Annotated in this window: 19 protein-coding genes; 9 read left to right on the forward strand and 10 right to left on the reverse strand. The window is 64.3% G+C overall.

Annotated features, from left to right (window positions below):
* Positions 1 to 200: 200 nt before the first annotated feature.
* The 7 genes from sucD to AC3YOG_RS13560 form a co-directional block, all read right to left on the reverse strand.
* Complete coding sequence (gene sucD / locus AC3YOG_RS13530; protein WP_489935449.1) at positions 201 to 1109, reverse strand: succinate--CoA ligase subunit alpha; 909 nt, start codon at positions 1107 to 1109, stop codon at positions 201 to 203.
* 33 nt (positions 1110 to 1142) lie between these two features.
* A complete protein-coding gene (gene sucC, locus AC3YOG_RS13535; RefSeq protein ID WP_489935450.1) occupies positions 1143 to 2339 on the reverse strand; it encodes an ADP-forming succinate--CoA ligase subunit beta in 1197 nt (398 codons plus the stop codon).
* Positions 2340 to 2501: 162 nt separating this feature from the next.
* A complete protein-coding gene (mdh, locus tag AC3YOG_RS13540) occupies positions 2502 to 3464 on the reverse strand; it encodes a malate dehydrogenase (RefSeq protein ID WP_127753813.1) in 963 nt (320 codons plus the stop codon).
* A gap of 88 nt (positions 3465 to 3552) precedes the next feature.
* Positions 3553 to 4044, reverse strand: a complete 492-nt coding sequence (locus AC3YOG_RS13545; protein WP_489935451.1) for a P-loop NTPase family protein — start codon at positions 4042 to 4044, stop codon at positions 3553 to 3555.
* Between the two features lies 1 nt (position 4045).
* Positions 4046 to 5158, reverse strand: coding sequence for a cell division protein ZapE (gene zapE / locus AC3YOG_RS13550; protein ID WP_489935452.1), 1113 nt, complete (start codon positions 5156 to 5158; stop codon positions 4046 to 4048).
* Positions 5159 to 5214: 56 nt separating this feature from the next.
* Positions 5215 to 5859 (reverse strand): AprI/Inh family metalloprotease inhibitor, encoded by a 645-nt coding sequence (locus AC3YOG_RS13555; RefSeq protein WP_127753816.1) that lies wholly within the window; start codon positions 5857 to 5859, stop codon positions 5215 to 5217.
* 119 nt (positions 5860 to 5978) lie between these two features.
* Positions 5979 to 6350 carry a hypothetical protein gene (locus AC3YOG_RS13560; protein WP_489935453.1) on the reverse strand — a complete coding sequence of 124 codons (372 nt, stop codon included), beginning with the start codon at positions 6348 to 6350 and terminating at the stop codon, positions 5979 to 5981.
* A gap of 71 nt (positions 6351 to 6421) precedes the next feature.
* On the opposite strand from AC3YOG_RS13560, the gene AC3YOG_RS13565 reads away from it, so the two are divergent.
* The 4 genes from AC3YOG_RS13565 to AC3YOG_RS13580 all read left to right on the forward strand — a co-directional run bounded on the left by AC3YOG_RS13565 (position 6422) and on the right by AC3YOG_RS13580 (position 12452).
* Positions 6422 to 7525: a microcin C ABC transporter permease YejB gene (locus AC3YOG_RS13565; protein ID WP_489935454.1), complete on the forward strand. Its 1104-nt coding sequence runs from the start codon at positions 6422 to 6424 to the stop codon at positions 7523 to 7525.
* A complete protein-coding gene (locus AC3YOG_RS13570; RefSeq protein WP_489935455.1) occupies positions 7522 to 8664 on the forward strand; it encodes an ABC transporter permease in 1143 nt (380 codons plus the stop codon). Before AC3YOG_RS13565 ends, AC3YOG_RS13570 begins: the two co-directional genes overlap by 4 nt.
* 259 nt (positions 8665 to 8923) lie before the next feature.
* Entirely contained in the window at positions 8924 to 10549 is a 1626-nt protein-coding gene (locus AC3YOG_RS13575; protein ID WP_489935456.1) for an ABC transporter ATP-binding protein, read from the forward strand.
* Between the two features lie 52 nt (positions 10550 to 10601).
* A complete protein-coding gene (locus tag AC3YOG_RS13580; protein ID WP_489935457.1) occupies positions 10602 to 12452 on the forward strand; it encodes an extracellular solute-binding protein in 1851 nt (616 codons plus the stop codon).
* Between the two features lie 295 nt (positions 12453 to 12747).
* On the opposite strand, the gene AC3YOG_RS13585 is transcribed toward AC3YOG_RS13580, so the two are convergent.
* Entirely contained in the window at positions 12748 to 17079 is a 4332-nt protein-coding gene (locus tag AC3YOG_RS13585) for a translocation/assembly module TamB domain-containing protein (protein ID WP_489935458.1), read from the reverse strand.
* Positions 17079 to 19064, reverse strand: a complete 1986-nt coding sequence (locus AC3YOG_RS13590; protein ID WP_489935459.1) for an autotransporter assembly complex protein TamA — start codon at positions 19062 to 19064, stop codon at positions 17079 to 17081. The genes AC3YOG_RS13585 and AC3YOG_RS13590 overlap by 1 nt, the downstream gene beginning before the upstream one ends.
* A gap of 243 nt (positions 19065 to 19307) precedes the next feature.
* Between AC3YOG_RS13590 and AC3YOG_RS13595 the strand changes: the two genes are divergently transcribed.
* The 5 genes from AC3YOG_RS13595 (at position 19308) to AC3YOG_RS13615 (ending at position 24754) form a co-directional block, all read left to right on the forward strand.
* Positions 19308 to 20084, forward strand: coding sequence for an SDR family NAD(P)-dependent oxidoreductase (locus AC3YOG_RS13595; protein WP_489935460.1), 777 nt, complete (start codon positions 19308 to 19310; stop codon positions 20082 to 20084).
* A gap of 71 nt (positions 20085 to 20155) precedes the next feature.
* On the forward strand, positions 20156 to 21052 hold the full coding sequence (locus tag AC3YOG_RS13600; RefSeq protein WP_489888794.1) for an aromatic ring-hydroxylating oxygenase subunit alpha: 897 nt from the start codon (positions 20156 to 20158) through the stop codon (positions 21050 to 21052).
* A 45-nt stretch (positions 21053 to 21097) separates the two neighbouring features.
* The gene (locus tag AC3YOG_RS13605) at positions 21098 to 21604 is read left to right on the forward strand and encodes a DUF1801 domain-containing protein (RefSeq protein ID WP_489935461.1); all 507 of its coding nucleotides are present in this window, start codon (positions 21098 to 21100) and stop codon (positions 21602 to 21604) included.
* Positions 21605 to 22099: 495 nt separating this feature from the next.
* Positions 22100 to 23863 (forward strand): Rieske 2Fe-2S domain-containing protein, encoded by a 1764-nt coding sequence (locus AC3YOG_RS13610; RefSeq protein WP_489935462.1) that lies wholly within the window; start codon positions 22100 to 22102, stop codon positions 23861 to 23863.
* A gap of 159 nt (positions 23864 to 24022) precedes the next feature.
* Positions 24023 to 24754 carry a glutathione S-transferase family protein gene (locus AC3YOG_RS13615; protein ID WP_489935463.1) on the forward strand — a complete coding sequence of 244 codons (732 nt, stop codon included), beginning with the start codon at positions 24023 to 24025 and terminating at the stop codon, positions 24752 to 24754.
* A 25-nt stretch (positions 24755 to 24779) separates the two neighbouring features.
* On the opposite strand, the gene AC3YOG_RS13620 is transcribed toward AC3YOG_RS13615, so the two are convergent.
* The gene (locus AC3YOG_RS13620) at positions 24780 to 25061 is read right to left on the reverse strand and encodes a hypothetical protein (protein WP_489935464.1); all 282 of its coding nucleotides are present in this window, start codon (positions 25059 to 25061) and stop codon (positions 24780 to 24782) included.
* Positions 25062 to 25077 lie beyond the last annotated feature (16 nt).

Genomic DNA, 25077 nt, shown 5'->3' on the forward strand with positions numbered 1-25077 from the left:
GCGAGGCCCGAGCCCCGCCATCCTTCTCAACAAGCCGGCCAGCCCGGCTTACCTGTAGTCCGAATACGAAGCCTTAACCGAGTTTCGTGAGCATCTTGTTAAGCGAGACGGCGCCTAAAAGCGCCGCCATTCGGCTCACTTGCAGGGTCCCTAGCATCACTCAATGGCGAAAACGGGACCGATCCTGGGGTAAACCCCCATCAGCCCTTGAGCACTTCCGCCAAGGTCTTGCCAATTCGCGCGGGGGACTTGGATACTTTGATCCCCGCTGCTTCCATGGCCGCAATCTTGTCCTGCGCGCCGCCCTTGCCGCCCGAGATCACCGCGCCAGCATGGCCCATCGTGCGCCCGGCTGGTGCGGTCAGGCCCGCGATAAAGCCGGCCATCGGCTTTTTGCGGCCGCGCTTGGCTTCATCGATCAGGAACTGCGCCGCGTCTTCTTCGGCCGAACCACCGATTTCGCCGATCATGATGATCGACTTGGTCGCATGGTCGGCCAGGAACATTTCGAGCATGTCGATGAACTCGGTGCCCTTCACCGGGTCGCCACCTATACCCACCGCCGTCGTCTGCCCAAGACCCTCATTGGTGGTCTGGAACACTGCCTCATAGGTAAGCGTGCCCGAGCGCGAAACAATACCCACCGAGCCCTTGGAGAAGATCGAGCCGGGCATGATGCCGATCTTGCATTCCTCCGGAGTCAAGACGCCGGGGCAGTTCGGGCCCAGGAGGCGCGACTTGCTCTTTTCGAGCTTGGCCTTGACCCGCACCATGTCGAGCACCGGAATGCCCTCGGTGATGCACACGATCAGTGGGATTTCAGCATCGATGGCTTCCTCGATGGCCGCGGCAGCGCCCGGAGGGGGCACATAGATCACCGATGCGGTGGCGCCGGTGCGCTCCTTGCCTTCGGCAACCGAGGCGAACACGGGCAGCGACGCCGAAGCATCGAGCCCGCTGGTCCAGGTTTCCCCGGCCTTCTTGGGGTTAACACCACCCACCATCTTGGTGCCGTAATAGGCCAGCGCCTGTTCGGTATGGAACGTGCCGGTCTTGCCGGTCAGCCCCTGCACGAGGACCTTGGTGTCTTTGTTGACGAGAATGGACATGGTTTGGGCCTACGCTTTAATCGTGTGGGGGGATCAGGCGGCCTTGACCGCGGCGACGATCTTCTGGGCAGCGTCGTCAAGGTCATCGGCGGAGATGACGTTGAGACCCGACTGGTTGAGGATCTCCTTGCCTTCCTTGACCCGGGTACCCTCGAGGCGCACCACCAGCGGCACCTGCAGGCCCACTTCCTTGACCGCAGCGATCACGCCTTCGGCGATCACATCGCAGCGCATGATGCCGCCAAAGATGTTGACGAGGATGCCTTCCACTGCCGGATCGGCGGTGATGATCTTGAACGCTGCCGTGACCTTTTCCTTGGTCGCGCCACCGCCCACATCGAGGAAGTTCGCCGGCTCGGCGCCATAGAGCTTGATGATGTCCATAGTAGCCATGGCAAGGCCCGCCCCGTTCACCATGCAGCCGATATTGCCATCAAGCGCCACATAGGCCAGGTCGTACTTGGACGCCTCGATTTCCTTTTCGTCTTCTTCCGAAAGGTCGCGCAGTTCCTTGAGCTCGGGGTGGCGGAAGGCGGCGTTGTTATCGAAGCTCACCTTGGCGTCGAGCACCCGCAGATGACCATCGGTCATCACGATCAGCGGATTGACCTCGAGCAGGCTCATATCCGTCTCGACAAACGCCTTGTAGAGAATGGGGAACAGCTTGGCGGCATCCGCCTTGGCGTCGCCTTCGAGGGCCAGCGCATCGGCAATCTTGGCCACATCGGCTTCGGTCACGCCCGTCTGCGGGTCGATGGCCACCGAGATGATCTTTTCAGGCGTGTGCTCGGCAACCGCTTCAATATCCATGCCGCCTTCGGTGGACACCACGAAAGCCACGCGGCTGCTGCTGCGATCCACCAGCAGCGAGCAATACAGCTCGCGTGCGATGTCGGCACCGTCTTCGATATAAAGGCGATTAACCTGCTTGCCCGCATCCCCGGTCTGCTTGGTCACGAGCGTGTTGCCCAGCATCTCCTTGGCGAATGCCTTCACCTCCTCGATGGAGCGTGCCAGCCGCACGCCGCCCTTGGCATCGGGCCCAAGTTCCTTGAACTTGCCCTTGCCGCGTCCGCCGGCATGGATCTGCGACTTGACCACATAAAGCGGCCCGGGCAGCTTCTTGGCCGCGGCTTCCGCCTCGTCAGCCGAATAAATCACAACGCCTTCAGCCACGGGCGCACCGTAGGACTTCAGCAGCTCTTTGGCCTGGTGTTCGTGAATGTTCATTTGCTTGAACCCTGTGTGGGGCACCTGATGGTGCTCTGGGGGCTATCCGCCGCGGCGGATAGCGTGGATGTCGAGAACCGGAGCGCAGCGTACGTTGAGTACGTGAGCACCGGAAGCGCAGAAATCTGCGCTAGGCGCCCGGCGGGAGCGCTCGGAGTACCATCAGGCCAGCTTGGGTGCGATCTTCTTACAGGCCTCGATCAAGCCTTCGACGGCGTCCACCGAGCTGTCGAATGCCTTCTGCTCGGCGCCATTGAGTGCGATCTCGATGATCTTTTCGGCGCCATTGGCCCCGATCACCACGGGGACGCCGACATAGGTGCCCTTGACGCCATATTCGCCATTGAGGAACGCGGCAGCAGGCAGCACGCGCTTCTTGTCCTTGAGATAGCTCTCGGCCATGGCAATGGCCGAGGTTGCCGGGGCATAAAAGGCCGACCCGGTCTTGAGCAGGCCCACGATCTCGGCACCGCCATCGCGGGTGCGCTGGATGATGGCGTCGAGCTTTTCGCGGCTCATCCAGCCCATCTTGACGATGTCGGTCAGCGGAATGCCCGCCACGGTGGAATAGCGCGCCAGCGGCACCATGGTGTCGCCATGCCCGCCCAGAACGAACGCATTGACGTCTTCGACCGAGACATTGAGCTCATCGGCGATGAAATGCACAAAGCGCGAGCTGTCGAGCACGCCGGCCATGCCGATCACCTTGTTGGTGGGCAGGCCCGAGAACTTCTGCAGCGCCCAGACCATGGCGTCGAGCGGGTTGGTGATGCAGATCACAAAAGCGTCGGGTGCGTATTTGGCAATGCCCGCGCCCACCTGCTCCATGACCTTGAGGTTGATTTCGAGCAGATCGTCGCGGCTCATGCCGGGCTTGCGCGGCACGCCGGCGGTGACGATCACCACATCGGCCCCTGCGAGGTCCTTGTATTCGGAGGTGCCGGTGATCTTGGCGTCATAGCCTTCCACCGGTGCAGACTGGGAAATGTCCAGCGCCTTGCCCTGGGGCACGCCATCGACGATGTCGAACAGCACGATGTCGCCCAGGTCCTTGAGCGCTGCCAGATGCGCGAGCGTTCCGCCGATCTGTCCCGAGCCGATAAGAGCGATCTTTTTGCGCGCCATAAGCCTCAATCCCCACTGCGTTGAATTGGCGCACCTCTTAACCCTGTCGCGCAACAGGGGCAAGTGAACCCTTCGTCTAAACTCCCCCTCATCCCTTGCCCATGGGGGAAGCCCCCATGCCGAGCGGGCATGGAAGGATGCGCAGAAAACCCTGCACCGCAGCCGCTGATCGAAGATCATATACCGGGGTGCCACCGGCTGCGCTAAGCACCGCTTCGTCCCTGTCTCCGAACACGCGCTCATAGCTCCAGGCGCTGCGCCACAGGCCAAGGTTAACGCCCTCACGGCGCCACAGCCGCCACAGCCGCAGCAATCGCGGCAGCTTGAGGCGGATCACGCAGTCTGCACGGGCAACTCTGTCCCCATAGGTTCGGGTATTACCGCCCTCGATAATCCAGCGCGGCAGCTCTGCCGCAGCCCGGACATCTTGGTCGATGGTATCAGCAGGCCGAAGCTTGCCACCCCTGTCATGCACAAATTGGTCAACCGAGATCACCGGCAACCCGAGCTTGGCCGAAATTTGGCCTGCCAACCATGTCTTTCCCGCACCCGGCGCACCAATGATCATGATGCGTTCCATCTCAGTGCTCGGCCACCCCGACGTCGCGCAGCGCCTTGCCTAGGTATTCTTCCGACTGCATTTCGACCAGCCGCGAGATCGTGCGCTCGAACTCAAACGCCGTGCGATCATCCCGTCCGAGTTCGGCGAGCGGCACCGCAAAGCTCGCGCCCAGCTTGACGCCGCGGTCATAAAGATTGTCGATCAGCAGGATAAAACGTTTGGCCCCATCGCTCTTCGTGCGGTCCATCTGCGGCACGCCATCAATGATCATGGCGTCATAACTCTGTGCAATCCGCACAAAGTCGCGCGAACCCAAGGGCTTCTCGCAGAGATCGGCAAAGCCGAACCGGGCAGCGCCGCGTGCCGCGAGCGGCACGGCAATTTCGCGCCCGGTGCTGTGGATCGTGGTCGGCCGCCCCGCCTCGCCACCGGTCAGGCGCAACCATAACCGATCCATCGCCGCCTTGGTTTCCGGCCCGGTCCCGAAGGCAAATACCTGCTGGCCAGCGAATTTGAGCCGCCGGTAATCCTGCTCCGCGTCGAGCGACGCCACCGTCGTGTACTGTTTGAGCAACGCAATGAACGGCAAGAACAACTCGCGGTTGAGCCCATTCTCATACAGCCGCTCCGGCACCACATTGGACGTGGCCACCAGCGTCACCCCGCCCGCAAACAGCTTTTCAAACAGCCGGTTGAGCAGCATGGCATTGGTGATATCGTGCACATGAAATTCATCGAGGCACAACAGCCGCAACCCACCCTTTAGGATGGGCCGCACCACCGCTTCCACCGGATCGCTATCATCACCCTTGGCCTTGGCGCGCTTGCGGAACGCGGCAATGCCCGCGTGGATCTCGTCCATGAAGGCATGGAAATGCACCCGCCGCTTCTGCGGGATTTCCACCGCCTCGTAGAACAGATCCATCAGCATGGTCTTGCCGCGTCCCACCTCGCCATAAAGGTAGAGCCCCTTGACGGGCTGCGGCTTGTCGAGCCACCGGGCCAGAAAGCCTCCGGAAGCCGAAGCGTCGAGCGCAGTGGCAATACCGTCCAGTAATCCCGCCGCCTGTTCCTGGGCGGGATCGCGGCTCAAACCGCCACGCGCGACAAGCGCCGCATAAGCAGCGCTCACCGGCCCCGACTGGGACGATGCGGATGGGTCAGGCTGGCTTGGCAAGTCAGGCGCGATCAGCGCTGCATGGAAATGGCTTGGCCGCCGCCCAGCGTACCGATATAGCGCCCGCCGCTCGGTGCAAGGAACGCTGCGATATTACCATTCTCATCATAGAGCTGCAGCTGCGAGCCGACCTGCTGCCAGCCGCCCACCGAAGCAAGGCCCGGCACGCCGCAGCCCGGCGCCGATGCGCGGTAATAGCTGGTGCCAGTCTTGGCGGTCATGGGCAGGTTGAGCCGGCACTGCGTCGGCCCGGCCTGCACGGTCCAAACGCCCTCGGGGCCGGCAGTAAAGCCGCCAGACGCAGCGGGCGCCGCGCCATTGGGCCCAAGTGTTACAAACGAGCTGTTGGAAGCCGTCTGGGTGGACGCACCAACCGGCGGCAGCGATGAAACGCCCCCAGCCATGCCTGGAGGGGTGCTGGGAACGCCGCCCAACACGGGCTGACCCGACAGCCCGGGAGCGGGCGCGCCGGTCGCGCCGCCCAGCGCCGGCAGCGTGCTTTGCTGCACGCTCGAAGGCTGCACCGGCTGCAACTGCGCCGGGGCGCCGATCGTGTTGAGATTTGCGGTGTTGGAGGTTGAAGAGCAACCGGCCATCAAAAGGGCCACCGCCGCCAAACCCGCTGCCGATACCGATCCGCGCATCCAAGCCGCCATGAAGTCGCTCCTGCCCGAAGGCCTGCCTAAAGGTTAACAATGGGCGCGCTTATAGCCAAACCACTGGTGTGACACAATCGCCCGCTTCGCGTGGACCACCATTCACTGATGTGGCAGTTTTAAGGCCCCTGCATTTCCTTCAACAACTCGCGCGCCAGAAGGGTTGCGTCCCCCGCCTCCTCTTCTGGCACCTGCACCGGCACGCCGCGCGGCCCGAACAGGCCCCGCACGCCCGGCAATCCGCCTTCCCCGCCTTCGAGCGGATGAAAGCCATGCGCGCGCAGCGCCACCACCAGGACCCGCGCCTGGGACAGGTCCTCGACCTGGGCTATCGTTTCGAACGCCATCGCCGGCTCCTTGTTGCTGCCGCGATTGTGCCGTTCATCCCCGCTCGCCGCAACCCCGCCCCGCCGAAGCGGCAGCGAACTCAAAAGCACCGCCTCGGCACTTGCCATCTTGCGGGGGAAGTGTTGCTGTGGTCGGTAAGCCATTTCACCTGCTGGTGATTTGCACATGGGCAGCTTCGGCGCTTTGCTCGGGCACAGCCAGCCATGGAGATCTGATGGGCGCCTATATTCTTCGCCGCCTCCTGCTGATGATACCGACCGTGTTCGGCATCATGGCGATCTCGTTTCTCGTGGTCCAGTTCGCTCCGGGCGGCCCGGTGGAGCAGGCGCTCGCCAATCTGAGCGGCCAGAACAGCTCCATCGCCGAGCGCGTCACCGGCAGCGCAGGTGGCGATTTCGCCGCCCAGCCCGGCGCCAATCCTGGCGGCAATAACTCGGTATATCGTGGCTCACGCGGCCTGCCGCCGGAACTCGTTGCCCGCATCGAGCAGCAGTTCGGCTTTAACAAGCCGCCGCTCGAGCGCTTCGGCACCATGCTGTGGAATTATCTCCGCTTTGATTTCGGCGAGAGCTATTTCCGTGACATCTCCGTGATCGACCTCATCCGCGAGAAAATGCCCGTTTCCATTTCACTCGGGCTCTGGATGACGCTGATCTCCTACGGCATCTCCATTCCCCTCGGCATCCGCAAGGCCATCAGCGACGGCTCGCGTTTCGATGTCTGGACCTCCACCGTCATCATCGTGGGCTACGCCATTCCCGGCTTTCTCATCGCCATCGCGCTGATCGTCCTTTTCGCGGGCGGCAGTTTCTGGTCCGCCTTCCCCTTGCGCGGCCTGACCTCGCCGGGCTTTGAGAACTTCCCATGGTGGCGCCAGATTCTTGATTACGCCTGGCACCTCGTCTTGCCCATCACCGCCATGGCTCTGGGAGCCTTTGCGACGACGACCCTGCTCACCAAGAACTCGTTTCTCGATGAGATCGGCAAGCAATATGTCACCACGGCCCGCGCCAAGGGGCTGACCGAACGGCAGGTGCTGTATGGCCATGTCTTCCGCAACGCCATGATGCTGATTATCGCGAGCTTCCCGGGCGCCTTTGTCGGCGCCTTCTTTGGCGGCTCGCTCCTCATCGAAACCATCTTCTCGCTCGATGGGCTGGGCCTGCTCGGGTTTCAGTCCGTCGCTAACCGCGATTATCCTGTGGTCTTTGCCACCCTTTATATCTTCTCCCTGCTCGGCCTCGTGATCAGCCTCCTCTCCGACCTCGCCTATATGTGGGTCGATCCCCGCATCGACTTTGAAAGCCGCGGCCTATGAGCGAAATGGCCGAACAAGCTGCCGTGCTCGAGGCGCCCCACAATCGCTGGCTGTCGCCGATCAATAAGCGGCGCCTCGCCAATTTTCGCGCCAACCGGCGGGGCTTCTGGTCGCTTTGGATCTTCCTTGTCCTCTTCATCCTCACGCTGGGCTCTGAATTCATCGCCAATGACAGGCCCATCCTCGTCTCCTACAAGGGCGAACTGCTCTTCCCCGCCTTTGTGGATTATCCCGAATCCCAGTTCGGCGGCTTTCTTGCCGTCACTAATTACCGCGATCCCTTCATTGCGGACGAGATCAAGGCGAATGGCTGGGCAATCTGGCCGCCCGTGCACTTCAGCTACGCCACTGTCGACAGCTACCTGCCCTATTCCGGCGCCGTCGCGCCCAGCTGGACCATGGACCGCGCCGAAAACTGCGCGCGCTATCCCCTGGGGGTCGATGATCCCGAATGCAATCTGGGCAATTACCACTGGCTGGGCACCGACGACCGCGGCCGCGACGTCCTCGCCCGCCTGCTCTATGGCTTTCGCATCTCCATCCTCTTCGGTCTCGTGCTGACCATTGCTTCCTCCATCATCGGCGTCGCCGCCGGTGCGGTGCAGGGCTATTTCGGCGGCTGGACCGATCTCCTGATGCAGCGCTTCATCGAGATCTGGACCTCGATCCCCGCCCTGTATCTGCTGCTGATCATCTCGAGCTTCATAGCCCCAAGCTTCTGGGTGCTGCTTGGCATTCTCTTGCTGTTTTCTTGGGTCGCGCTCGTTGGCATCGTGCGCGCCGAATTCCTGCGCGGCCGCAATTTTGAATATATCGCCGCCGCCCGCGCCCTTGGCGTCGGCAACTGGACCATCATGATCCGCCACCTCCTTCCCAATGCCATGGTCGCGACCCTGACCTTCATGCCCTTTATTCTTTCGGGCTCCGTCGCCACCCTGACCTCGCTGGACTTCCTCGGCTTCGGCCTGCCCCCCGGCTCCCCCTCGCTGGGCGAACTGCTTGCCCAGGGCAAGAACAACCTCCAGGCGCCCTGGCTCGGCCTCACCGGCTTTTTCACCATCGCCTTGATGATGACCCTCCTCGTCTTCATCGGCGAAGCCGTCCGCGACGCCTTTGACCCTCGCCGGACCCTGGCATGATAGTCATTGTCCCCACCGATATCCGTGAGCTTCGCTCCACCCCCTCCCCCTTGAGGGGAGGGCCGGGGTGGGGGTTGAGGCCCCGCCGCAAACTCGGCGTGTGTGCTGATACGCCGGTGCCCAAACGAGCGGTCCCCTCCCCCTTGAGGGGAGGGCTAGGGAGGGGGGCCATCAACGAAACACGGCGGCCGCAACCAGCACCGGCATCCCGCCATCCGACCACTCAAGCCACCAATCACCACCATGAGGAGGCCACCCCATGACCCCTCTCCTCTCCGTGCGCGACCTCACCATCAGCTTCGGCCCTGCCGATGCTGCCCACAACATCGCCTTTGATATCGCGCCAGGCGAAACCCTGGCGCTTGTCGGTGAAAGCGGCTCGGGCAAATCCGTCACCGCCCTGTCCATCCTCAAGCTCCTGCCGCCCAGCGCTAGCGTTGCGGGAAAAATCCAGCTCGGGGATACCGACCTCGTTTCCGCCTCCGCCGCCGAGCTCCGCTCCGTGCGGGGCAATCGCATCTCCATGATCTTCCAGGAGCCGATGAGCTCCCTCAATCCCGTGCACACCATCGAGCGCCAGATCGGGGAAGTGCTCGCCGTGCACCGCGGCATGCGCCCCAACGCTGCCCGCGCCCGCACCCTGGAACTGCTCGATCAGGTCGGCATCCCCGATCCCGCCGGTCGCCTCGCCTCCTATCCGCATCAGCTTTCGGGCGGCCAGCGCCAGCGCGTGATGATCGCGATGGCCCTCGCCAACGAGCCGGACCTCCTGATCGCCGACGAGCCCACCACCGCGCTCGACGTTACCGTCCAGGCGCAGATCCTGACCCTCCTCAAGCAGTTGCAGGCGCGGCTGGGCATGGCCATGCTCTTTATCACCCATGACCTCGGCATCGTCCGCCGCATCGCCGACCGGGTCTGCGTCATGCAGGCCGGCGAGATTGTTGAAACCGGCGCAGTCAAAGCCCTCTTTTCTGCGCCCCAGCACCCCTATACCCAGCGCCTCCTCGCCGCCGAGCCCAAGGGCGCTCCGCCGCCGGCCCGCCCCGATGCACCGATCGCGCTTGAAGCCAAGGACCTGCGCGTCTGGTTTCCGATCAAGCGTGGCTTGCTGCGCCGCACTGTCGGCCACATCAAGGCAGTGGACGGGGTCGACCTGGCCATCCGCCAGGGCGAAACCCTTGGTGTTGTCGGTGAAAGCGGCTCGGGTAAATCCACCCTGGGTCTGGCCCTCCTCCGCCTCATCGCCTCGCAGGGCCGCATCGTCGTCCTCGGCAACGAGGTGCACGAACGCTCCTGGCGCGCCATGCGCCCACTGCGCGCCGACATGCAGATCGTCTTTCAGGATCCTTTCGGCTCGCTCAGTCCGCGCCTTTCCGTTGACCGCATCATCGGCGAAGGGCTCGAAGTTCACGCCCCAAAACTCGACGCCGCCGAGCGCGACCGCCGCGTCGTCCGCGCGCTTGAGGAGGTCGGCCTCTCGCCCGCCACCCGCTTCCGCTATCCCCACGAGTTCTCGGGCGGCCAGCGCCAGCGCATTGCCATCGCGCGCGCCATCGTGCTCGAGCCGCGCTTCTTGGTGCTCGACGAGCCGACCTCCGCACTCGACGTCTCCATCCAGGCCCAGATCGTCGATCTCCTGCGCGACATTCAGGCCCGGCGCGGCCTCACCTATCTGTTCATCTCCCACGATCTTAAAGTCGTGCGCGCCCTCGCCAATACCCTCCTCGTCATGCGCAATGGCAAGGTGGTGGAAAGTGGAGCCGCCGTCGATGTCTTTGCCGCGCCCCAGACGGACTATACCCGCGCGCTTATGGCCGCCGCTTTCGACATCGCCGCCACTGACACGCGTGATCTTGATCCGCCTGCCCCTGTCGGCCCATGACAAACCAGCCTAGAATCCAACCAAAGTTTCTGCCCATGCCCGGAGCCAGCCGATGAAGTTTGCGCCCCTTGTTGCCACCGCCCTGGCCCTGTTCTGCCTTGCCCTGCCCGCCGGGGCCCAGACCCCGACTGGCGTTTGGACCTCATCCTTCATCATGGAAGGCGAGCCCAAATACCCCGATGGATTCCCCCATTTCGATTACGTCAATGTCGATGCGCCCAAGGCCGGCACGGTGCGGCTGGGCAGTCTGGGCGGCTTCGATACCTTCAACCCAATCCTCCCCAAGGGTGAGCCCGCCGACGGCGTCGGCCTGCTGTTCGAAACCCTGCTGACCCCGTCCCTTGATGAAGTCAGCGCCTATTACGGCCTGCTCGCCGAGAGCCTGCAGATCGCCCCAGACTACGGTGCAGTCACCTTCCGGATGAACCCCAAGGCGCGCTGGCACGATGGCCAGCCGGTCACAGCCGAAGACGTGGTCTGGACCTTCGAAAAGAACATCGAACTCAATCCCGACCGCATGCAGTACTATGCCAATATCGAAAGCGCCGAAGTCACCGCCCCCGGCGAGGTGACCTTCACCTTCAACCAGACCGGCAACCGCGAATTGCCGCTGATCCTCGGGCAATTACAGGTGTTTCCCAAGCACTGGTGGGAGGGCACCGACGCCAATGGCAAGCAGCGCGACATCGCCCAGTCTACCCTTGAGCCGCCCTTGGGCTCGGGCCCCTATCGCCTGGCCAGCTTCGATGCGGGCCGCACCATCACCTATACCCGCGTCGACGACTACTGGGGCGCCGACCACCCGACCCAGATCGGCCAGAACAATTTCAACGAATACCGCATCGAGTACTTCCTCGATCTCACCGTGCAGTTCGAGGCCTTCAAGGGCGACCAGTTCGATTGGTGGAACGAGAATTCCGCGCGCCGCTGGGCCACCGCCTATGATTTCCCTGCCGTCGCCCAGGGCCGCATCATCCAGGAACTCTTCCCCCAGGATTATGCCAATTCCGGCCTCATGATCGGCTTTGTGCCCAATCTGCGTCGCGAAAAATTCCAGGACCAGCGCGTGCGCCAAGCCCTCAACTACGCCTTCAACTTCGAGGAACTGAGCAACACCCTGTTTTATGGCCAGTATGAGCGCGTCGACAGCTACTTCTTCGGCCTGCCCTTTCGCTCCACCGGCTTGCCAGAGGGCGAGGAACTGGAAGTGCTGGAATCCGTGCGCGACCTCGTGCCCGCCAGCGTCTTCACCGAGCCCTACACCAATCCAGTCGGCGGCGATCCAACCAAGCTGCGCGCCAATCTGCGTACCGCGCTCGGCCTCCTCACCGAAGCCGGCTATCGCCTCGAGGGCAACCGTCTCATCGATGCCAATGGTCAGCAGCTGAGCTTTGAAATCCTGCTCAACGGCCCCACCATCGAGCCCGTCGCCGCCAACCTCGTCACCAACCTCGCCCAGATCGGCGTCGCCGTCTCGCTGCGCACCGTCGACAGCCCGCAATACATCAACCGCCTGCGCTCCTTCGACTACGACGTAACCTATGCCGGCTGGCCGCAATCCTTCTCGCCGGGCAACGAGCAGCGCTACTTCTTCGGCTCCTCAACGGTCAACGAAGAGGGCTCGCAGAACTATGCCGGCATTGCCGATCCCGGCATCGACGCCCTGATCGACAAGCTTGTGGTCGCCGATGACCGCGCCACCCAGGAAGCCGTCACCAAGGCGCTCGACCGGGTGCTGCTTGCCCATCATTTCGTGGTGCCGTCCTATTCCCTGCGCACCTCGCGCATCGCGCACTGGGACCGCTTCAGCCACCCCGAGCCCCTGCCCGAATTCTCCAGCGGTTTCCCCACCATCTGGTGGTGGGACGAAGCCAAGGCAGCCAAAACCGCCGGTGCTCGCTAGCAAAAAACCGGGCCGGCAACAGCCGGCCCTCGCCGCAGAGCAATCGGTCAAGGGATTGAACCCGCCCTCAACCGCGATTGTCACCCCGGCCTTGAGCCAGGGCCCATCCTGATCTTGCAGAGGGCGCCCCTATTTAACGCCCGCCACGGCACCAAAGCTAAGGGCGAACCCTCCCCTTAAGGGGACGGGGGTGCGGGTGGGGGGGCCCTCAGCAACGCACCGACCTTTCCCGACCCCGGCTCTGAGCCGGGGCCCATTACGAGATCGCTCGGCCAACTAACACAGGCAAGCCCCCTCAATAATCCTTCTCGTAATACACCCCGAGTGCGGATTCGCCGTTCTGTCCAGCAGCGCCCGTCACCTTGAGGTCGTCGGTCACATCGAGATTGATCGTCACCCGGCTCTGCCCGCCGGCACCAGCCTGCACGCCCAGATACACATTGTCCTGGATATAAGTGCCGGCTTGCACGGCCACATTGCCTTCCGCATCGGTGACCACATCGAGATCATCGAGCCCGGCAGCACCGCGCAAGGAGTCTACGAGGCCCCCGCCGCCACCGCCCATCAGTTCGGCCGCCGCGCCCGCCAGCCGCGCCAACTGCAGCGGCGACAGTTCGCCCATTGAGCGCTTGAAGATCAGCCGCGCCAGCACTTCATCCTGCGGCAACACCGGATTGGAGGTGAAGGTCACCTCGACATCCGACACCCGGCCCGCGACCGTGACGAACACCGTAATGTCGTCGCCCTCGGTGCTCGCGACAAAATTGATCACGGGGTCCAGGTCGCCCACCAGCGTGACAATGCCGCTATCAAACACGATGCGCTGACCCAACAGGCTCAACCGCCCGCGATTGAGCTCGAACGCCCCCACCGGCTGAATATCGTTGAGCGGTCCGGTGAGCCGCACCGTGCCCCCCACTTCAGCATCAAGCCCGCGGCCGCGCACAAAGATCTGGTTGGGTGCGTTGACATTGACATCAAGCACGACGCCGGCTGGCCGCGTACGCGGCACCGGTGCCCCGCCGCGGGTGGTCACCTCCGCCCGGGCAAGGGTTTGCGCCACATCGCGCGGCGGGCGCACATGCTCCACCTCGACCAGCGCCGCACCGCCACCGAAATTCTCGGGCACGGTGATATTGGCTTCCTCGACGAGGAGATTGCCGCTCAGCAAAGGCGAACCGGTCAGATTGCCCGTTAGTGCCAGATCGCCCGATGCGGTCGCCACGAACAGGTCGCCATCGGCGTACCGGGCCGAACGCAGCGCCAGCCGCAAATCGGCCGGGAAACCACCGGTCAGTCCCACCGTACCGGAGGCCGAAATCGTACCCCCCGTGGCGAGCTGCGCCCCAAGGCTATTGATCGCCAGCTGCGTGCCCGAAAGGCTCGCCGAGCCGGTGATCCCCACCAGCCGCAGATTGAGCTCGGGATCGACATAGCCCGCATTGCTGGTGGAAACCGAGCCGCCAAATTGCGGCGCCTGCAGGCTCCCCCTCACCTGGGCGTCAAGTTGCACCGTGCCGCTCAACTGCGCGCCGCGATCGGCGACGAAGCGGTTGGCCAGGGTCAGCGGCGCCGCGCCCTGCAAGCGCAGATCGAGCCCCTCGCCCGCCAGCGGCACGCTGCCGCTGCCCGAAACGGTCAACCCGCCCGCGCCATTGGCCTGCACCGACCCAAGCCGCACCACGCCCCCGGCAAAACCGCCTTCGGCGGTCAGCGCCAGCGGGGCCACCCCATAATCGCGGATCGCAGCTGCATTGATCCCCGCCCCGCGTGCGGTAAACTGCACCTGCGGATCGCTGCCGCTGCCGGTAATGCGGGCCTGCCCATCGAGCGTTCCCGCCAGGCCCAAATCCGGGGCCACCGCGTTGGCAATCGACAGCGGCAGGGAATTGACCTCGAGCGCAATGTCGAGCACCTCCCCGGCCGAGCCGGTCGCTGTGATCGAGCCCGACCCAACATCGAAGCGCACGGCCTGCAGCGCAACATTGTTGCCACTCACCTGCAGCACGGTTGGCTGCGCCAGGCGCGCCGAAAGTTCCCCTTGCGCCAGCTGCGCCCGATCTAGCGCCAGCCGATAGCCGCCCTCCACCGGAGCCAGGGATCCCGCCACGTCCACATCGGTGCCCGTCGCCAGCCGCGCCTGTGCGTCAAATGCAGTGGTGTCGCCGGTCTGGTTCGCCGTCGCCTCGAGGGTCTGGATCGTCACCCCCGCTGCCGCGACCGTGCTCGCATTGACCCGGCCATCAACCGCCGGCACTCCAAAGAGATCACCGATCTCGGCGGTAAAATCGGCGGCGCCTACCTGGATATCGTTGATCAGAAGGCCGGAGACATCGCCATTGACGCTGGCATTCTGCTTGCCATCAACACCCGACAACACTGCCCGAGCATTGATCGCGCCGCGCGCTTCCACCAGCGCCAGCGCTGCCGCCACCGAAATATCAGGGGCCGCGACCACGAGATCACCATCGATCAGCCCGCTGGCCACATTGCGCACCAGCCCGCCAGTGATTTCCGCGCTCACAGTCTGGAACGCAATGTTGCGTAGAGCCTGGGTATCGGCATTCACATCCACATCGGCCCCGAGGCTCGAGCGGTGTCCGTCAACGAACGCGGTGCCGGTAACGGCGCCCGCGAGCCGCGCGTCCTGGTATTGCCCGGCAAAACCCAGCGCCGCTTCGCGCAAGGGCCGTCCGGCCAGCGTGCCACTGGGAATGGTGGCGTCAAGATCAAGCGCAATCACCCCCTCCTGGCCCTTGGCGGTGCCCACGACGCTGAGCGCGCCGGTTGCTTCGGGCGAGAGCAGCGCCAGATCGGCCAAGCCGAGATTGAAGGTGAAATCGGCCGCGCTGGACGAGAAGGTGCCGTCCGCCAGTACCTGCACCTGCTCGTTGGCGATGCGGAATTCCTTGGCCGTCAACCCCGCCTCGGTGCGCGCCACCAACCCGGACAAGGCAACCTCGCCCTGCAACAGATTGTCTGCCAACTCGTCATCGATCTGGAGATCGCGCCCGGTGCCGTCGAGTTCGAGCGTGAACACCCCGGTCACCGGCATGACGCTGCCGGTCGCCCGCAGCGTCAGCCCGCCATCGAGCTCCCGCCCAGCCAGTCCCGAAAACGGCGCGATGCTGGCCGTTTCGATCGCGATGTCGCCGGTAAAATCGAGGCCCGAAATCGTGCCCGACAGCGCCGCCGTCAGCGCTTCCCCGACAACGCGCAACTCGGCCAGCTCAACGGGCTGGCCCGCATTCCATAGGCCCGCAATGCCAACGCCGATGCCGTCGCCCAGCGCCGCTTCCACCTCAGGTGAGGCTGCAATGCCGCCCAGCGTGCCATCGCCATTAAAGGTCAGGCGGCGAGTGGCTGGGTCGGACAGATTGGCCGCAACGCCACCAAGATTGAACGCCAGCGTATCCGCTGCAAAGCCCTCGGTCGCGTATTGCGTTACCGAAAAGCTCGAACTCCAGTCCTCGCTGTCGCCCACCCCGTAATCCACTGCGAGCACGGCCGATTGCACCGTAGTTGCGGCGCCCGGCACCGGCAGCGTCACCGGCGCGCCTGTGCTGTCCGCGATATTGGCGCGCAGCACCAACTCACGCAGGAAATTGTCTGGCGTGGTTTGCGCCGAAGCTTCCAGCGCCAATTGCCCGCCGCTCAGCCGCAAGCCACTGATGCTCAACCCGCCTTCCGAGCGCACCAGCGCATCGGCCGACAGCACCGATTCAGCGCCAAAGAAGGGCCGGTAGGGCTCGGCCACCAGCGTCGCGAGGGGCCCGCGCACATCCAGGTCGATATTGTGGCCCTCACCCGTCTGGGTGATCTGGGCGCCGCCCGACAGCGCGGTTTGCCCATTGGCAACCAGCGTCAGCTGCGTTTGCAGCCCGGCCACCGGGCCCGACCCCGTCAGCCGCAGTTCCACCGCCGGCCGCCCATCGATGCGCAACAGATTGGCCAACACGCCGTTTTCCGGCTCCACCAGCGCGAGCGCCAGCTCGATGCTGCTGGTTTCATTGCTATAGGCAACATCGAGATCGAGCGTTCCGCCCGGCCCGTCGAGCCGGATAATATCGAGCTGCGCATCAAGATTGCCGTCCGCGAGCGTAAACCCGCCGGCCAGCGAAATCTCGGAGGCCAGGCCAAACACGTCCTCGCCAAAGCTCACCCGCGGAACAGCCAGTTCCTCAATGGTGATGGCGACGGGAAATTCAGGCACGCTGAACGGCACGGCCTCAGGGGCCGGCAGGTCGAGCTGGTCATTGGGTATGGCATTGCGCAGGTATTCGATGGAATCGGCTGCAAGCGAACGCACTTCCAGGCGCCCCAGCAGCAGCGCGCCCTGGTTCCAGTTCAGCCGCGCATTGTTGACGCGCAGCCATACGCCCTCGGCATCGGCTATGGTGATCTCGCGGATCACCACATTGGAGCCGAGCGCCCCTTCGATATTGGACAGCCGGATCTGCCGTTCAGGCGTCGATAGCCGATCCTGCACGAAATTGGTGATCCAGTTCTTCTGCTCTTCTTCGCCCCCGTCCTGGGACAGCGATAGCGCCGTGGCGCCAAACAGGAGCGCGAGCGCCAGAACCACAAGCGCCGCAAACCGCCGCCGAAAGAACGGGAAAAGTGCCATCAAAAGCTTTGTCCTATGCCGACATAAATGGCGTAGTCAGGGTCTTCGTCCCGCTTGTTGAGCGGCACCGCCACGTCGAGCCGCAGTGGCCCAAGGCCCGTGTAATAGCGCAACCCGAGACCCGCGCCCAATTGCAGGTCATCAATGCCCGGGAATTCGTCTGCGGCCACATAGCCCCCGTCGAGAAACGCCACGGCACCGATCGTATCGGTAATCTTGGCGCGCGCTTCGATCGAGCCTTCCAGCAGATAGCGACCACCGGTGACAATCCCATCGGGGCCTTCAACGCCGATGGACTTGAACCCATAGCCGCGCACCGAGCCGCCACCGCCGGCAAAGAACAGCCGGTCAGGCGGAATTTCCGCCAAGTCCGGGCCTGCCAGCAATCCGCCCTTGAGCCGCCCGGCCAAAACGAACCGCTCGTCCTCGCCAAAACCCCAATAAGCGCGCCCTTCAGCCGTCAGTTGTGCCGCCGCATTGCCATAGCTCAGCTCGTAGAACGGCTCGACATTGCCCGCGAGGTAAAAGCCCCCGGTCGGATCGACCTTGTCGTCGCGCGCATCGTAAACGGCGCCCGCATAAACACCGAGCAGCGAGAAATCGCGCGTGCCGAAATCATCCTCGTATCGGCCCCGCTCATAGAACGTACCGCCTTCAACGGTCAGTTGATCCGAGAAGATATGGGTTAGCCCGACCCGCCCGGTCGCCGATGTCTCGATATAGGTTGGATTGACCGTCCGCTCGGCCGAAATCCCCGCCACCAGATCCGTATCGGGCGTCCAGATCCCGGGCTTGGTGAAGGTGCCGCCAAAGAAATAATCGAACTCTTCGGTTTCCACCGGATAAGCAATGCTCGCAACGCGCGCATCGAGCCGCAGCCGCTCGGCCTGCCCGAAGAGGTTGCGCCAAAGGTGATACCCTTCCACTCCCAGCCCATCGATGCTGGAATAGCTGGCGCCCACCCCAAAGCGGCGCCCCGGCAACTCCTGCACCAGCAATTGATAAGGCAGCAAACCATCCGCGCCCACCGCTTCGGCCGCTTCAAACCGGGCCGAGCGGAACACTTCGAGCCGGTCGAGGCGCTTTTGCGCCCGGTCCAGCGTATCGGGATCGTATTCCTCACCCACTTCGATGCCGGTCTGGCGGCGCACGAACTCGGGGTCCATCCGCTCGGTACCCGATACGGTGATGTCACCAAACCCGGCATGCCGGCCCGGATCCACCGTGATCGCCACATCTACCGTGCGTGTCGCGTGATCGGCCACGACCTCGCGGCTGCCAATCTGCGCCTTGGGGTAGCCTTGCTGCTGCCAAGCCTCGATAGCTAGTTTTTCAGCCGCGAGAATAACGCTCGACTTGGCCACCTCACCGGACCCAAAGCCGCGCTCCTCGGGCAGCTCCACCAGATCCGCGGGATCGCTGGTCAAGGGCGCTTCGTTGACCACTGCAACCCGGTTGAAGTTGAACAGCGGGCCGGGATCCACCGTAATAACGACCCCGACCGGGTCGGGCAGCGACACGTCAGGCGCAAGATCGCTCGCTTCGCGCCCCGCCACCAGGACATGAACCGTGCCGCCGTAATAACCTTCATTATAAAGCGCGGCGATGATCCGTCGGTAATCGCCCCGCGCCTTGGCCAGCAACCCGGCTGCACCCGAAGCAGGCTCGTCCGCATCGGCCACGAGAGCCGAAGCATTGCGTACCGCGCTTTCCACCTCCCCTTCGCCAGCGACGGTGACCTCGACCGTATAGGGCTGCGGATCGGCAATCACCGCCTCGGCATCCGCCTCCGTCTGGTCTTCAAACAGCTTGATGCCGAAAATCTCGAACGCGGCAGCCGCCGGCACAAACACCGGCCCGGCTAAGGCCGCAGCAAGACAAAGGGCGCTTAAACTCGTTACAATCCGCGCGTTTTGCAGTGAACCCGCCCCCAGTTCGCCTGCGCCGCCACCAAGATTGGTCGCCCGCGCCAGGCCTTCGCTCATCGTCCCGCACCGGCCAGACAGGCCTGCAGCAAGCCTGTTTACCTTACCGGGCAGTGTAGAGCGACCCCAGCGCCGGAACAACCGGTCCGCGCAATTTGTTCCTAATTGTGACCACCGGAGTTGCCGATTCGCCGCACCCCCTGAAGACATGGTTAGCACCGGGTTAACGCCGCCCGCCCGCTTGACCCCTGCCGCCGCCCAGTCCACCTTCCCGGCTCGCCCACACCATTTGCAGGACCCCTAATGTACCAGATGCTCGATCCCACGCGCTTTGTTGTCTTCATCACCGGCGCGACCTCGGGCTTTGGCGCGGCAGCTGCCCGCCGCTATGTCGCTGCGGGCGCCAAGGTCATTGCCACCGGCCGCCGCACCGAGCGCCTCGAAGCGCTTCAAAACGAGCTCGGCGCCGAGAACTGCCACATCATCACCCTCGACATTCGCGGCCGCGCTGCGCTCGAAGCCGCCATCGCCGCCCTGCCCGCGCCCTTTGCCGGCATCAACATCGTCATTGCCAATGCCGGCCTCGCCCTCGGGCTCCAGCCCGCTGCCGAAACCGACATCGCCGATTGGGACACCATGGTCGCAACCAATATCAACGGCCTGATGTATACGGTCCGCGCCCTCCTGCCCGGTCTCATTGAGCGGGGCGGCGGCCACATCGTCACCCTGGGCTCGGTTGCCGGCGATTACCCCTATCCCGGCGGCAGCGTTTATGGCGCAACCAAGGCCTTCGTGAAGCAGTTCGCCCTCAACCTGCGCTCCGATGTGCAGGGCAAGCAGGTGCGCGTCACCAATATCGAGCCGGGCCTCACGGAAACCGAGTTTTCCCTTGTGCGCTTCAAGGGTGACGAAGCCCAGGCCGGCAAGCCCTACCAGGGCACCCAGCCCATGACCGCCGAGGACATCGCCGAGTCCATCTTCTGGACCACGACCCTGCCCGCCCATGTGAACGTCAACCGCCTCCAGCTCATGGCCACCACCCAGGCCTTTGCGCCCTTCGACATCTACCGCGAAAGCTGATCGCCCCGCCCCAACTTGGCACCGCGCCAGCCAGCGCTTATGCTGGCGCGGTCTTCCCCCTGGATCTGCCCATGTCTTCGCCCATTGATCGCACGACCCTCGACCTCTGGCACGTCATTGCCGCCACCGATGAAGTGCCCCAGGGCCTTGTGGAAACCACCATGCTCCTTGGCCAAAAGCTCGCGCTCACCCGCGATGCCGCGGGCAATCCCGTGGTCTGGCGCCGCACCGATGAAGAGCAAGGCGACGAGATCGACCCCGCCGAAATCACCGAACGCCTGCCCGTGCGCACCGGCTATGGCTATACCTGGACCAGCCTCGGCACCCCGCCCGCCGAGCTCTTCCCCATCCCCGAATACAGCGAGCCTGACCGCGTCAACATGAGCTGCGGCTCCATCGGCATCCATGTTTCGGCCCCCCGGGCCGTCGAAAACTTCCTCGATATGGGCCACTTCCCCTATGTCCACACCGATATCCTCGGCTCCGAGCCCCATACCGAGGTCAAGGAATACGACGTGGAAGTCTCCGAAGAACGCGACGAGGTGCTCGCCACCCGCTGCCGCTTCTTCCAGCCCCGCGCCGCCCTCTCGGCGACCGAAGGCATCGAGGTCGAGTATGTCTATCGCGTCCCGCACCCCTTCTGCTCGGTGCTCTACAAATCCTGCCCCGAGGATGAATCGCGCCGCGACGTGATCGGCATTTTCCTGCAGCCCGTGACCGAGGAAAGCTGCCGCGCCCATCTGCTGCAATCGATGATCGACTCGACCTCCACCATCACCGATCTGCGCCGCTTCCAGCAGACCATTTTCGGTCAGGACAAGCCGATCCTCGAAAACCAGTTCCCCAAGCGCCTGCCGCTCGATCCCCGCGCCGAAACCCCCATCCGCGCCGATAAATCCGCCATCGCCTATCGCCGCTGGCTCAGCCAGAAAGGCATCACCTACGGCACCATCCCCGTCGCGGGATAACAGGAAGCAGGCGCGGCAGGAGCAACGGCAGAGGAGAATGCCCAAATGTCACCAGCCCGGCAGTCGACGCCCTCCCCCTTGAGGGGAGGGATCAAGGGTGGGGGTTCCGGCCCCTCCGCAAGCGCAACGCCTGATAAGACCACAGACAAGACGCCCACCCTCCTCTCCGGCGGTAATCCCCAAATCCCCAAAGGCTACGGCAACGAGCCAATCCAGGCCTACATCGCCGCCACGCCCGGCTGGAAGCGCGCCGTCGGCGAGCAACTCGATAGCCTGATCACGGCCGCCCTTCCCGGCGTCTACAAGGCCGTCAAATGGAACTCCCCCCTTTACGGCGCCGCCGAAGGTCGCTGGTTCCTCTCGCTCCATTGCTTCAACAAATACGTCAAGGTGACCTTCTTTGACGGCCACGCCCTGACCCCGCCCCCGCCGGTCGTCTCCACCCAACCCAAGGTCCGCGCCTACCATATCGGCGAACACGACCCCATCGACCCCGCCCAGTTCACCGCCTGGATCCACCAGGCCGCCCAACTCCCCGGCGAAAAGATGTAATCGGGCTGAGCCCCTTCTTCACCCTCCCCCTCCCGGGGAGGGCCGGGGTGGGGGACGCGAGCCCCGGACCTCAGTGCTCGACCGAAACCATCCGTCCGAGAGCCATCGGCCCCATCGCCTCCCTCCCCCTTGAGGGGAGGGATCGAGGGTGGGGGTTCAGGCCCCTCCGCGGTCCGGATTTCGAAGCAAAGCACATATTCAGCACTTCCAGCTCCCCCAACGCCATCCGCTTCTGCCCTTCCCTCCCCCTTGAGGGGAGGGACCGAGGGAGGGGGTCCCTCAGTCACTCACCGCGCCACCCCCTCCCGACCCCCTCTCCTCAATCGGGATCACAGCCCCGCCGACAACCGCCCCTGCGACCCTCTTTCTTCACCCGCCCCCTTGTGAACAGCCCCGCCCTAAGGGTAACCCTCACCAAGGTCTCCCGTACGCCAGGAGAGCCCCGCCTGTTTGCCCCCGATCGTGGCGCGATCCCCACTTGCCCTGGGTTGACCCATGCCCCTAGACCTCGACGACACCACCTGGCATCCCATCGCCTCGAGCGATGACCTGCCCTTCCGCCATGTCTATCAGGGCCAGCTGCTGGGCCGCGAACTGGCCGTCTGGCGGGCCGATGACGGCAATGTCAATGTCTGGGAAAACCGCTGCCTGCACCGTGGCGTACGCCTCTCGATCGGCATCAACGAGGGCGCCGAACTTAAATGCCAGTATCATGGCTGGCGCTATGCCAATCGCTCGGCCGGCTGCACCTATATCCCCGCCCATCCGGCCGACGCGCCGGCCCGCCGCATCACCAACCGCACCTATCCCGCCCATGAGGCCTTTGGCCTCGTCTGGTCCGCCGCGGCCGACGCCCAGCCCTTTGCCCCATTTGCCGGTAGCGATGGCGCCGACTGGGTCGCGCTGCGCCCCGTCCCTCTGAACGCCGCCCCCCAAGACGTAGCGCTCGCTCTGGAAAAATACCGCTTCCAGCCAGCCGAGGCGCTGGATGGCGAAGCCGCCCGCACCATGATCGAGCGCCTGTCGCCCCTTTCGGTCCGCCTCACCGCCCAGTCGGGTGAGGTCATCGAGCGCGCCGTGTTCTTCGTGCAGCCCGTCGACGCCGGCCGCGCCGTGATCCGGGGCCTCATCGAAGGCTCGCCCGCCCGCCCTCTTGCCGTGCTGCGCCACCACAATGAGCGCCTCACCCAGCTGCGCGACCGCGTCGAGCGCGCCGCCCGCCGCAAGCCCGCGCCCGAGCCGCTGCAGCCCGCCTTCGCCCCGGTCTCGGCCGAGCTTTCCACCATGCCCGATATCGCTGTGCCGCGCGGCAACACCCTGCGCGTCGTGGTCAAGCGCAAATGGGACAGCGCCGATGGCATCGTCGCCTTTGAGCTCGCGGCGCTCGATGGCGGCCACCTGCCAACCTTTCAGCCCGGCGCCCATATCGATCTGCACCTCCCCAACGGCCTCGTCCGGCAATACTCCATCACCAATGGCCCGGGCGACCTGCTCAGCTACACCATCGGCGTCAAGCGCGAGAGCGCCTCCAAGGGTGGCTCGCAGATCCTCATCGAAAGCGTCAGGGAGGGTGACGTGCTGGCCATCAGCGAGCCGCGCAACAACTTCCCGCTGCGCCGCGACGCCACCCGCACCGTCCTCATCGCCGGCGGCGTCGGCATCACGCCGATCCTCTCCATGGCGCGTTTCCTCGACAAGTCCCACCTGCCCTATGAGCTGCATTACTTCGTGCGCCAGGGCGAACATGCCGCCTTCCGCGAGGAGCTGGGGCAGCTGGCGGGCAAGATCACCACTCACATCGGTCTTTCGCGCGAAGACAGCGGCCGCACCATTGCCGGGGCGCTCGGCCACTGGAGCCGCGCCCAGCATGTTTACATCTGCGGCCCCTCATCCATGCTCGAAACCGTCCGCACTACCGCCGCCGCGCAAGGCTGGCCCGATGAGGCCGTGCATTTCGAATATTTCAAGAACGACAAGGTTATCGACCAGTCCTCGGCCTTCGAGGTGGAACTGGCCCGCTCGGCCATGACCCTGCAGATCCCTGCCGGCAAGACCATCCTCGAAGTGATGCGCGAAGCGGGCCTGCAAACCCCCAGCTCCTGCGAACAAGGCGCCTGCGGCACTTGCCTCACCGGCGTGATCGAAGGCGAGGTCGACCACCAGGACGTTTACCTCAACGACACCGAGAAACGCTCCAATCGCGCCATCCTCACCTGCGTCAGCCGCGCTAAGGGTAAGCGGCTGGTGCTGGATATCTGATGTGAACACCAAAGCGGCAGCCTGCGTCTCCCTCCCCCTTGAGGGGAGGGATCAAGGGTGGGGGTTCCGGCCCTTCAACCGCCTCGATGCCTGCGGACCTGCCCGAAGCCCCACCCTAACCCTCCCCTCAAGGGGGAGGGAACAGACCGAGCCCAACCCATGACCATCACGCTTTACGATTTCGAGCTCTCCGGCAATTGCTACAAGCTGCGCTTGCTGATGAGCATTCTCGGCCTGCGCTATGACATCGTGCCGGTCGACTTCTTTCCCGGCCGCCAGCACAAATCCGACTGGTTCCTGCGCCTCAATCCCTTTGGCCAGTTGCCGGTGCTGGTCGATGACGGGCTGACCCTCTCCGACTCCGGCGCCATCCTCGCCTATCTCGCCAAGAAATATGACGCCTCCGGCCAGTGGTTCCCCGAGGACCCGGCCATCACCGCTGAAGTGCTGCGCTGGCACGCCGTGGCCGATGACATCACCGCCACCAGTTCCGCCGCCCGCCTCGCGCTCGGCTATGGCTATGATTTCGACATCGAGAAATCCCAGGCCGGCGCCCACCGCATCTTCCGCATCATGGACGAGCATCTCTGGTTCGGCGAACGCGAAGGGCGCGATTGGCTCTGCTCGCCCGCCCATCCCACCACCGCCGACATCGCCTGCTTTCCCTATGTGATGCTGTCCGAGGAAGGCGGCATCAGCCGCGCCGATTACCCCGCCCTGCGCCGCTGGAGCGACCGCGTCCGCCGCATCCCCGGTTTTGTGGTGATGTCCGGCATCTTCCCGGCCGGCCGCCCGCTCGAAACCGTCCAGCAGGAAGCCCCCTTTCTTCACCTCCCCCTCAAGGGGGAGGCCGGGAGCGGGGGAGGCGAGCCTGACCGCCTTGAAGGGTAAGCAGAAGGTGGCCATACGCCTTCCCTCAATAGCGCACGCCCCGCTTAGCCTTGATCTGGGCAATCCGTTCGGCGTCGCTCGCCTGCAAAAACCGCCCGCGCTCGAGCAGTTCAAGCGTATATTCTTCATAGGTAAGCCCGAGCAGCGCGGCCCGTTCCGCCCGCATCCGCGCGATCTCCATCGGCACGCCGTAAAACGCCTGCTGCTTGGCCGCCTTCCATTCAAAATAGGTGCCGATGGAGCCATTGCCCCATTCATGCTCGGGCTCGTCCAGCGGCGGCCCGCCATTGCCCTCTTTGCCAGCCAATTACGCCTCGCGCCGT

Source organism: Devosia sp. Z6_126 (genome assembly GCF_058133495.1).